Source organism: Streptomyces sp. NPDC057654 (assembly GCF_042800135.1).
In the GTDB taxonomy this organism is placed as follows: domain Bacteria; phylum Actinomycetota; class Actinomycetes; order Streptomycetales; family Streptomycetaceae; genus Streptomyces.
Map to the genome: position 1 here is coordinate 1 of NZ_JBHVHQ010000264.1, position 9,845 is coordinate 9,845.

The window sequence follows — 9,845 nt, forward strand, 5'->3', positions numbered from 1 at the left end:
CCCGGGGAGGGGACGCGGCGGCCGGGGGCCCGGTGACCACAGAGCTGCTACGGGCTCCGTCGTACGGTCAGTGGTTGGCCGAACCGTTGCCGGACAGGATCGGGACCTCGCTGAGGATGTGCGACAGCGCGTCGTCGCCGTCCTTGATCGAGGAGTTCTCGACACAGGACTGCTGCTGCTGCGAGGAGAGGATCGGCACGTCCTGGACGCCGACGTTGACCAGGCCGACGAGCGACTGGGCGCCGAGCTTGCCGAGGCCGATGCAGGGCTTGTTCAGGGAGCCCTGGATCAGGCCGATCTGCGGGCTCATGTAGCCGCCGGTGTGGGTGTTGCCGTAGCTCTGGGAGGCGGCGTTGCCGTTGTTCACGTCGTCGTCGTTGCCGACCGCCATCGCGGGGCCGGCGATGGAGCCGACTGCGGAAACCGTCAGGGCCGCCGTGGCGAGTACCTTCTTGATCACGATGTATTCCTTCGCTCCGGGTCGGTGAATAGCGAGCTACCTGCCCAACTCGAAAAGTCCGAGAAGGTTATTACACTTCACCCATTCGGCCTATAGGTTCCGGCAGTTCCGGACATACGAAAAGCCCCCTGCGGCGGGGCTGCACACCCGCCGCAAGGGGAATTCCGGACCTGGCGCTGCGATCAGCGGCCGTTGGCGGAGCCGTTGCCCGACAGCACCGGGATCTCGTCGAGGATGTGCGACAGCGCGTCGTCGCCGTCGCTGATCGAGGAGTTGTCGGCGCACTGCTGCATCTGCTGCGACGTGAGGATCGGCACGTCCTGGACGCCGACGTTGACCAGCGCGACGACCGACTGGACGCCGAGCTTGCCGATGCCGATGCAGGGCTTGTTGAGCGTGCCCTGGATCAGGCTCATCTGCGGGCTCTCCTTGCCGCCGGTGTGCGTGTTGCCGTAGGCGGCCTCCGCGGCATTGCCGTTGTTGAGGTCGTCGTCGTTGCCGACCGCCATCGCGGGGCCGGCGATGGTGCCGACCGCGGAAACCGTCAGGGCTGCCGTGGCGAGTACCTTCTTGAGCACGTCTATGCCTTTCGATCGTCGTGAAGCGCCCCTGCTGGGAAAGCGAACTGAATAACTCCGGTACTTAAAAGAAGTTCCGGGCATTCACTCCTTCGGGCCCTTTGCCCCGCACCGCTATTGGGCGGGCATTGCGCGGGGACCGGAAGGGGCCGACGATCCTGCTACTGTCCGCGCTCCGCGGCGGCCGGCCGGACCCCGGCGGACCACTTCTCCTCGATACGGCCGAAGCGCCAGATGGCCAGGGCGACGAGCCAGACGGCGGCGAAGAGGCCGACGATGACGAACCCGACCGAATTCAGGTCCAGGGAGCCGATCCAGCCGATGACCCCGGTATCCCAGCCGAGCTGGTCGGAGAGGATCGAGACCAGCTCGATGCCGCCGATGATGACGGCCACGGCCACCGAGAGACCCGTGATGGTCATGTTGTAGTAGACCTTGCGGACCGGGCGGGAGAACGCCCAGTCATAGGCGAAGTTCATGAACGAGCCGTCGATGGTGTCCAGCAGGCACATCCCGGCCGCGAACAGCACGGGCAGCGTCAGGATCGCGTACCAGGGCAGATGGAAGGCGGACGCGCCGCCGGCCAGCACGAGCAGCGACACCTCGGTGGCGGTGTCGAAGCCGAGGCCGAAGAGGAAGCCGATCGGATACATGTGGCCGGGCTTGCGGACGGCCTTGGTGGCACGCCCCAGGATCCGGTTCATGAAGCCGCGCTTGTTCAGCTGCTCCTCCAGCTCGGCCTCGTCGTAGTCGCCCTGCCGCATCCGGCGGAACACCTTCGCGATGCCGACCAGCACGGCGACGTTGATGGCGGCGATGAGCAGCAGGAAGCAGCCGGAGACCAGGGTGCCGACGAGCCCGGCGGAGGTCTGGAGGGTGGACGAGTCGCTCTCCACCTGCCCGGCCAGCGCCCGGACGCCGAAGGAGAGGAGCAGGCAGAGCGCGAAGACCACGGAGGAGTGGCCGAGCGAGAACCAGAAGCCGACGGAGAGCGGGCGCTTGCCGTCGGCCATCAGCTTGCGGGTGGTGTTGTCGATGGCGGCGATGTGGTCGGCGTCGAAGGCGTGCCGCATGCCGAGCGTGTACGCGGTGACGCCCATGCCGACGCCGAAGACGGAGCCGCCGACTGCGTAGTGGTGCGGGGCGATGAGCGCGACGAGCGTGAACCAGCCGACGACGTGCAGGAGGGCGATGAAGCCGACCATGCCGAGGACGTTGCGCCATTCCTTGGGCGTCAGGGAGGCGCGTATCCGGGCCATGCGGCCCGCCGCCGTTCCGTTCCGACCTGCTGTACCCGCTGTACCTGCTGTACCCGCTGTATCTGCCGTACCGCTCATGAACCAGCCTTCCTCGACCCGGCCCCCGTCGGGACGGTAGAAGGCTCAACACCTTGTTGCAAACAACTCGCAACTGCGGTTTCTATGCAGAACGGCCGGGCAAAGCGGGCCATTTCCAGACATCGTTGAGACGCCCGATAACCCCCGCCCACCCGGCCGTGACGGTACTTTTACTCCGTTTTTCCGCTGGTCAGGCGCTTTCGGACGGCTTCGAGGCGGCTTCCGCGTCGCCTGCGCCCTCTTCGGCGCCCCGGACGACGACCACCGGGCACGGCGCGTGCTGGGTGACGTGGTGGCTGACGGAGCCGAGCAGCGCGGCGCGGAAACCGGCTCGCCCTCGGTCGCCGACCACCAGCAGCTCGGCGCCCTCGGCGGCCTCCAGCAGGACGTCCGCCGGGTTGCCCACGATCACTCTGCGCTCGATCGCGACGGGCGGCTCGCCGCCGAAGGTCTCCTCGATCGCGGCGGCGAGCGCCTGGTCGCCGACCTCTTCCGGTACGTACGCCTCCGGCATCACCGGCATCACGCCCGCCCAGGACCAGCTGGTCAGCGACTCCCAGGCGATCACGGCCTGGAGGCCGGCGCCGGTCAGCGACGCCTGCCGGGCGGCCCAGCGCAGGGCCCGCTTGGAGGGCTCGCCCCCGTCGACACCGACGACGATCCGTCCCGCTGCGTCATTACTCACTGTCATCTCCCCATCTCCCCGAAACTCTATGAATCCACGGTTCGCGGTGAATGACCCGTTATGGGCCTGACTGTGATTATCGACGAGCGCGTTGCTGGAACGCGCGGCGGGGTGCTCTCGTCTTGACCGCCGGAAGGGGCCAACCCAGCCGCCATATGCCATATACGGCGATTATGGTCATTTTGGAGCCGACCGGCGGAGGCGCCGGACAGCCGAGCAGAGGAGAGCTCGCGGGATGAGTCTGACCGGAACACCGTTGTTCGTGGTGTTGATCCTGGCAACCGTGCTGGCCACCCTGGCCACCCTGCTGCTCTGGTCGAAGATCCCCGGCCCACGCCCGCTGCGCTGGCTGTCCCGCGTCGTGATGATCGCGCTCTGCCAGCTCACCGCGGTCTCCGTGGTGTTGGTCTGGATCAACCAGAGCTACGGGCTGTACGCGTCCTGGGACGACTGGCTCGGCAGGGACAACGGGAACGTTCCGGTGGCTATGCCCGGCCCGCCGCCGGAGCGCGCGAAGTTCATCCACGGCGACAGCCGGATGCAGGACACCTACTTCCACGGGGCGCACTCCAAGCTCTCCGGGCAGGTCATGATCTGGACCCCGCCGCAGTACGACAAGCCCGAGTACCGCAAGACCAAGTTCCCGGTCGTGACGCTGCTGCACGGCGTGCCCGGCTCCCCGCAGTCCTGGCTGGAGCACGGCGGGATGCCCAAGGCGTTCGACAAGATGATCAGGGAGGACATCGCCAAGCCGGCGATCCTCGTGATCCCGATCGTCAATCCGGGCGGCGTCGACACGGACTGCTCCAACACCCCCGGCCGCAAGGTCGCCACCTGGCTCACCGACGACGTGCCGGATCTGGTGCGCCACCACTTCCGCACCGAGTCCGGACCGAAGAGCTGGGGCCTGGCGGGCATCTCCACCGGCGCGTACTGCGCGGCCAAGCTCCCACTCCAGTTCCCGAAGGTCTACGGCGCCGGGGTCGCACTCGACCCGGACCCGCTGACCGGCGACCCCGACGTCATCCCCGACCCGGTGCTGCGCGAGCACAACAGCCCGACCTACCTGGTGCGCCACTCCAAGGCCGACGTCTCGCTGTTCCTCGCCACGTCGCAGCAGGACCGGGACAGCCCGGTCAAATACATCAAGGAGTTCAGCGAGGCGGCGAAGGGCAGCCGGGTCAAGGTCAAGACGGAGATCATCCCCACCGGGGGCCACAACTACAACACGTGGCAGAAGATGTACCCGGTCGCGTTCAACTGGCTGAGCCAGCAGCTCAAGTCCCCGGTCACGTAGGCGAAGCACGGTCGCCGGGCGCGTACGGGCGCCCGTACAAGCCCGGTCCGTACGCGCCGATCGCTTCGCCGCGTCAACCGCTCTGCTGGAAGGCGAGGCCCGCGATCACGGACGTCCCGCAGGTCGGGCGGGGCCGGACGGCCCAGGCGGTGGCGAGGCTGTCGACGAGGACCAGCCCCCGGCCGCCCTCGGAGTCCGCGTCCGGGCGGGCCAGTGCCGGCTTACCGGCGCCCGGGTCGGAGACGGCGAGCCAGTAGTGCCCGTCGGCGGGCCACAGGACGAGTTCGATGAGTTCCTCGTCCGCCGGCCGGCGTGCGCCGTGGCGAATGGCGTTGCTGACCAACTCCGAGGTCAGCAGGGTCAGATCGTCGCCGAGGCGGGGACGGAGGACGTCCGGCAGCGACTCGACAACGGCGTGCCGGGCCCGCCGTACGGAGGCGGGGTGGGCGGGGAAGCGCCAGTGGGCGGGTACGCGGGGGATCTCGGGCATGGCGAACTCCACGGCTGTGTGAGGGGGTTGGGATCGCCGGTGGCCTACCGCCGCACCCGTCCCAGGGCGGACGGGCATGCTCGCGCGGTGCGCTTCCGACGTTGCGGTGTGTAGCTTGCGCGATACTGACAGTAGAGCAGATGGTGGTAAATTTTCCGCGCACTCAAGAAAATTCACCACCGAGAGGTTGAGCGGCCTCTGAGTGCGATCGAGCGGACCCACTGGATTGAAGGAACCTCATGCCCCCGAGGACGACCCCCACGGAACGGCAGAAGCGACTGGGAAGTGAGCTGCGGCGCATCCGTACGATGGCAGGCATGTCCGCAGAGTTCGCGGCGGGCCTACTGGGTGTGGACCGAGGAAAGATCTCCAACATCGAGTCAGGGGTCCGGGGTATCAGCGCCGACCGCCTGCGCACATTGGCATGCAACTGCGATGTGACCGATGAGGCATATATAAAGGCGCTCGTCGAGATGGCAGAGTTGAGTACAGGCTGGTGGGAGCGTCATCGAGGCACCCTGCCCCAATGCCTGCTGGACATCGCAGAATCGGAGAGCAGCGCTGTACGCATACGCGGCGCCAACACCGTGCACGTGCCGGGCATGCTCCAGACATCGGAACAGGCGATGGCCATCTTCCGAGCCGCGGTCCCTGCCCTGCCTGAGCACGAGGTTGCCCTCCGCCTCGCGCTGCGTTCGGAACGACAGCAGGTGATCACTGGTGACACCGCGATCCCGTACGTCGCCGTCATCCACGAGGCCGCACTGCGGATGCAGTTCGGCGGTACCGACGTGGCTCGTACCCAGTTGGAGTACCTACTGAAGGTCTCCGAGCGGGACAACGTCACCGTGCTCATCGTCCCCTTCGCCCTCGGCGCCTTCCCTGGAGCCGGGCAGACCGTCGTCTACATGGAAGGACCCGTACCGCAGCTCGATACAGTGCAGGTGGACAGCTCCCACGGACCCACCTTCCTCCACGCCGAGGGGCAGTTGGCGAAATACCGGGCACAACTCGATCTGTTGGAAGGCATGGCACTGCCGCCAGAGCAGTCCCGAGACTTCATTCGTGAACTCGCACGCCAACTGTGAGGAGCACCCGTGCCCGACATCACCTGGGAAGACCCCTTCTGCGCCGAAGGCAGTTCCTGTTTCCGCCTCGGTACGGACGCCGACGGCAACGGCTACATATCCGTAGTCGGCCAAGAGGACCACTACCTCACCGACTCCCTCGAAGCCCTCCGCACCCTCATCACCGACATCAAAGCCGGCAAGGCCGACCACCTGCTGTAGCCCCTGCCGTCACCCGGTGGCGGGTGACGTCGGGCTCTTGCCCAGCTCCGGCTTCGTCGGCGCGTTGTTGACCACGTCCTGCGGGAAGGCAGCTTGGGAAGGCTCGGCACTGTCCCCGGAGCCGTCCCGCGACCTCATCCGCCAGATCGCCCAACAGCTCTGAGGAGAGCCCAAGATGGCCGACATCACCTGGGAAGCACCCTTCTGCGGCGAGGGCAACTCCTGCTTCCGCCTCGGTACAGACGCCGACGGCAACGGCTACATATCCATCGCCGGCCAAGAGGACCACCACCTCACCGACTCCCTCGAAGCCCTCCGCACCCTCATCACCGACATCAAGGCCGGCAAGGCCGACCACCTGCTGTAGCCCCTGCGGCGCGCGTCACCCGCCACCGCGGCCCGGGTACGGCTCGTACAGGTACGAGCAAGGTACGAGCCGTACCCGTACGGTCACGCCCCCGGCGAAGCCGTCGGCGTCGGGGTCGGGGTCGAGCTCTTGCCCGGGTCCGGCTTCTTCGGGGCGTTGTTGACCACGTCCTGCGGGAAGGTCAGCTGCTTGCCCATCCACTCCAGGGCCGGGCCGATCTCGCGCCGCCAGGTGGTGAAGTGGTGGCTGCCCTCTCCCAGGATGATCGCCGACTTGCTCATCGGCGCCTTGATCGCGTCGAGGAACTTCATCGTCTCGCCGTAGTTCTTCTCGCCCTTCTTGCTGCTGGTGACCATCACCGCGACGCGCGGCACGGGCATGTTCTTCAGCCGCCAGATCAGGTCGTGCTCGTGTTCCTTCTTCTTGGCGTCCGGGCCGGTGCCGAAGAGGTTGCCGGTGGTGAGGTCGTTGCCGATCTTGTAGTCGCCGGAGAGGGAGGCCGCCGCCGGGTAGACGCCGGGCTCGCGCATGGCGAGCTGGAGGGCGCAGGAGCCGCCGGAGGAGTAGCCCATCGCTCCCCAGGCGCTGGGGTCGTGGCCGACGCGGTAGGTCTGCTTGAGCGCCTCGGGAAGGTCCTTGGTGAAGAAGGTCTCGGCCTGCGGGCCGTCCGGCACGTCCACGCACTCGGTGTCGCGCGGCGGCGCGATGGTGGGGCGGATCATCACTATGACCGTCGGCTGCATCTTGTTCTCGTTGATCAGCTCCGACGCGGTCTGCGGGACCTGGAGGTGCTGGGCGAGGTTCATGATGCCGCCGGGATAGCCGCTGATGACGACCGCCACGGGGAATCGCTGGCGCTGGAACTGTTTCTGGAAATACTGCGGCGGCAGATAGACGAACGCCGGATTGATGGCGTGCGAACGACGGCCGAGGATCTTCACCGACTGGACCTTGCCGACCTTCTCGGCGGGCCCGTGCGGAATTCCCTTTATCTTGTCCAGGCCCTGCGCCCCGGCCGGCTGCACGAGCCCGTCCTTGGTCGCGCCGACGGTCGCGTACGGGCCGCCCTTGCCCAGGTGGGTGACGCTGACGGGGGTCTTGTCGTACTTACCGAACAGCTCGTTCCACGTTCCGTAGAACTCGAAATTGGCGTTGACGGCGAGCATGAAAGCGGCCACGACGGCCACCTGCGTCACCACGATCGACCCCAGCCGGCCCGCCACGGGCAGCGTCCCGCGCTTTGCCAGGCGCGGCCACAGCCACACCGTGAGACCCACACACAGCACGGCGACGAAAATCACCGTGTACAAGAGTGACCGACTGGTCAGCCCCATATGCCTCTCAACTCCCTGCCCCCGGATGTGGGTACTCATGTTCGGTTCCGGCATTGCTCACCGGAGAAGAGGCGGGATACGACCGGCGGGGTTGCTCAGCACCCTGTTCTTACCCTGCTCTTATCCTTCTCTTCCCGAGCTGTTGTCCAACTGCTCATACGCTGAGCCGCTGTGAGACAACGAGTCGCCTCAGTGGCCGGTTACACCTGCCTGCTCATCGGCCTTCTCGACATCGCCTCGGCCATCAGGCCAGGGATGCGCGAAGGCCGGATAGCCCGAATCACCCATTATGTCCCGGGGTTCCCCGACTCCCTCGCGCGGGCCACCTCACTCGCCGCGGGGATCCTGCTCGTCATGCTCGCGCGCGGCCTCGCCCGCCGTAAGCTGCGGGCCTGGCGGGCCGCCGTGGTGCTGCTCGGGCCCTGCGCGGTCATCCAGTCGCTGCGCCACCACGAGATCATCCCCGCCGTTGTCTCGGCCGCCCTGTGCGGAGTGCTGATCGCGTACCGCAAGGAGTTCTACGCGCTCGGCGACCCCCGCACCCGCATCCGCGCCGTCGGCAACTTCATCCTGCTCGGCCTGTGCAGCGTCGGCCTCGGCCTCGCGATCGTGGGCGTACGGGCGCACGAGGAGAGCGGCGGCCGGGGCATCGGCTTCGCCGACCGGCTCCAGCAGGTCCTGTACGGGATGGCCGGGCTCGACGGCCCCATCAAGTACAGCAGCGACCGCGTCGCCGACCTGGTCTCCTTCTCCCTCCTCGCGCTCGGCCTGGTCACCGCCTGCACCACCGCCTACCTCGCGCTGCGCCCCGCCCGGCACGGCCTGCCGGACCCGGAGGACGGCGAGGACAAGCTACGCGCCCTGCTCGACAAGGACGGCGCCCGCGACTCGCTCGGCTACTTCGCGCTGCGCCGCGACAAGAGCGTCATGTGGTCCCCCAGCGGCAAGGCCGCCATCGCCTACCGCGTCGTCTCCGGCGTGGCCCTGGCCAGCGGCGACCCCATCGGCGACTACGAGGCGTGGCCCGGCGCCATCAAGGAGTTCCTGGACCAGTGCGCCAAGCACGCCTGGACGCCCGGCGTGATGGGGTGCAGCGAGCTCGGCGGCCAGGTCTGGACCCGCGAGGGCGGGCTGCACGCCCTGGAGCTGGGCGACGAGGCCATCGTCGACACCACGTCGTTCAGCCTCGCCGGGCGCACCATGCGCAACGTGCGGCAGATGGTCAACCGCATCGAGCGGGCCGGCTACTCCTGCCAGGTCCGGCGCGTACGGGACCTGCCCAAGGAGGAGAAGAAGAAGCTCCGCGAGGACGCCGCCGCCTGGCGCGGCAGCGCCACCGAGCGCGGCTTCTCCATGGCGCTCGGCCGCTTCGGCGCCCCCGGCGACGGCGACTGCGTCGTCGTCACCGCCCACCAGCCGGACGAGAACGGCGTGGACCGCGTACGGGCGCTGCTGCACTTCGTGCCGTGGGGGCCGGACGGCATCTCCCTCGACCTGATGCGCCGCGACCGCACCGCCGAGCCCGGCCTCAACGAACTGCTGATCGTCGCCGCGCTGAAGGCCGCCCCCGGCCTCGGCGTCAACAAGGTCTCGCTGAACTTCGCCGTCTTCCGGGCCGCCCTCGCCCGCGGCGAGAAGCTGGGCGCGGGCCCGGTGCTGCGGATCTGGCACCGGCTGCTGGTGTTCTCCTCCCGCTGGTTCCAGATCGAGTCGCTGTACCGCTTCAACGCGAAGTTCCAGCCGGTGTGGGAGCCGCGTTTCGTGGTCTACCCGACCAGCCGCGACCTGCCGCGCATCAGCTGGGCCTGCATGCAGGCCGAGGCGTTCGTGGTGCTGCCGCGCCCGGCGGAGCGGCTCAGGCAGTACCTGCGGAGCAAGCCGCGGTACGTGAAGATCCGGCGGGCGCTGCCGATGGCGGGCGTACAGCGGAGCTGACGCCTCTTTGGCGTGCAGCTGGTCCTCGTCGTACCGCTGGTGCTCGGCGTACCGCCGGCGCTGGTCCTCGGGC

The 9,845-nt window shown here is 67.9% G+C and carries 11 protein-coding genes; 5 read left to right on the plus strand and 6 right to left on the minus strand.

Annotation, left to right across the window (positions count from 1 at the left end):
- Positions 1-67: 67 nt before the first annotated feature.
- From ACFU99_RS20435 to ACFU99_RS20450, 4 genes are all read right to left on the minus strand, one after another.
- Complete coding sequence (locus ACFU99_RS20435) at positions 68-460, minus strand: rodlin (protein WP_384393954.1); 393 nt, start codon at positions 458-460, stop codon at positions 68-70.
- A gap of 182 nt (positions 461-642) precedes the next feature.
- A complete protein-coding gene (locus tag ACFU99_RS20440; protein ID WP_384393956.1) occupies positions 643-1,038 on the minus strand; it encodes a rodlin in 396 nt (131 codons plus the stop codon).
- Between the two features lie 161 nt (positions 1,039-1,199).
- Complete coding sequence (locus tag ACFU99_RS20445) at positions 1,200-2,297, minus strand: HoxN/HupN/NixA family nickel/cobalt transporter (RefSeq protein ID WP_384393959.1); 1,098 nt, start codon at positions 2,295-2,297, stop codon at positions 1,200-1,202.
- Between the two features lie 268 nt (positions 2,298-2,565).
- Positions 2,566-3,060, minus strand: a complete 495-nt coding sequence (locus tag ACFU99_RS20450) for a universal stress protein (RefSeq protein WP_384393961.1) — start codon at positions 3,058-3,060, stop codon at positions 2,566-2,568.
- A gap of 235 nt (positions 3,061-3,295) precedes the next feature.
- Between ACFU99_RS20450 and ACFU99_RS20455 the strand changes: the two genes are divergently transcribed.
- Complete coding sequence (locus ACFU99_RS20455; RefSeq protein WP_384393964.1) at positions 3,296-4,357, plus strand: alpha/beta hydrolase; 1,062 nt, start codon at positions 3,296-3,298, stop codon at positions 4,355-4,357.
- A gap of 73 nt (positions 4,358-4,430) precedes the next feature.
- Here the strand turns inward: ACFU99_RS20455 and ACFU99_RS20460 are convergent, their stop codons facing one another.
- Entirely contained in the window at positions 4,431-4,847 is a 417-nt protein-coding gene (locus tag ACFU99_RS20460; protein WP_384393967.1) for an ATP-binding protein, read from the minus strand.
- A gap of 239 nt (positions 4,848-5,086) precedes the next feature.
- On the opposite strand from ACFU99_RS20460, the gene ACFU99_RS20465 reads away from it, so the two are divergent.
- The 3 genes from ACFU99_RS20465 (at position 5,087) to ACFU99_RS20475 (ending at position 6,503) form a co-directional block, all read left to right on the plus strand.
- A complete protein-coding gene (locus ACFU99_RS20465) occupies positions 5,087-5,935 on the plus strand; it encodes a helix-turn-helix domain-containing protein (protein ID WP_384393970.1) in 849 nt (282 codons plus the stop codon).
- A 9-nt stretch (positions 5,936-5,944) separates the two neighbouring features.
- Positions 5,945-6,136, plus strand: coding sequence for a hypothetical protein (locus ACFU99_RS20470; RefSeq protein WP_384393973.1), 192 nt, complete (start codon positions 5,945-5,947; stop codon positions 6,134-6,136).
- A 175-nt stretch (positions 6,137-6,311) separates the two neighbouring features.
- Positions 6,312-6,503, plus strand: a complete 192-nt coding sequence (locus tag ACFU99_RS20475) for a hypothetical protein (protein WP_384393976.1) — start codon at positions 6,312-6,314, stop codon at positions 6,501-6,503.
- Positions 6,504-6,586: 83 nt separating this feature from the next.
- Here the strand turns inward: ACFU99_RS20475 and ACFU99_RS20480 are convergent, their stop codons facing one another.
- Positions 6,587-7,837 (minus strand): alpha/beta hydrolase, encoded by a 1,251-nt coding sequence (locus ACFU99_RS20480; protein ID WP_384393978.1) that lies wholly within the window; start codon positions 7,835-7,837, stop codon positions 6,587-6,589.
- A gap of 192 nt (positions 7,838-8,029) precedes the next feature.
- Between ACFU99_RS20480 and ACFU99_RS20485 the strand changes: the two genes are divergently transcribed.
- Positions 8,030-9,772 (plus strand): phosphatidylglycerol lysyltransferase domain-containing protein, encoded by a 1,743-nt coding sequence (locus tag ACFU99_RS20485; protein ID WP_384393981.1) that lies wholly within the window; start codon positions 8,030-8,032, stop codon positions 9,770-9,772.
- Positions 9,773-9,845 lie beyond the last annotated feature (73 nt).

Bases quoted from the DNA above. Each gene is read 5' to 3' on its own strand.
- ACFU99_RS20445 (WP_384393959.1), bottom strand. From the start codon at position 2,297: ATGGCCCGGATACGCGCCTCCCTGACGCCCAAGGAATGGCGCAACGTC.
- ACFU99_RS20455 (WP_384393964.1), top strand. From the start codon at position 3,296: ATGAGTCTGACCGGAACACCGTTGTTCGTGGTGTTGATCCTGGCAACC.
- ACFU99_RS20460 (WP_384393967.1), bottom strand. From the start codon at position 4,847: ATGCCCGAGATCCCCCGCGTACCCGCCCACTGGCGCTTCCCCGCCCAC.
- ACFU99_RS20465 (WP_384393970.1), top strand. From the start codon at position 5,087: ATGCCCCCGAGGACGACCCCCACGGAACGGCAGAAGCGACTGGGAAGT.
- ACFU99_RS20475 (WP_384393976.1), top strand. From the start codon at position 6,312: ATGGCCGACATCACCTGGGAAGCACCCTTCTGCGGCGAGGGCAACTCC.
- ACFU99_RS20480 (WP_384393978.1), bottom strand. From the start codon at position 7,837: ATGGGGCTGACCAGTCGGTCACTCTTGTACACGGTGATTTTCGTCGCC.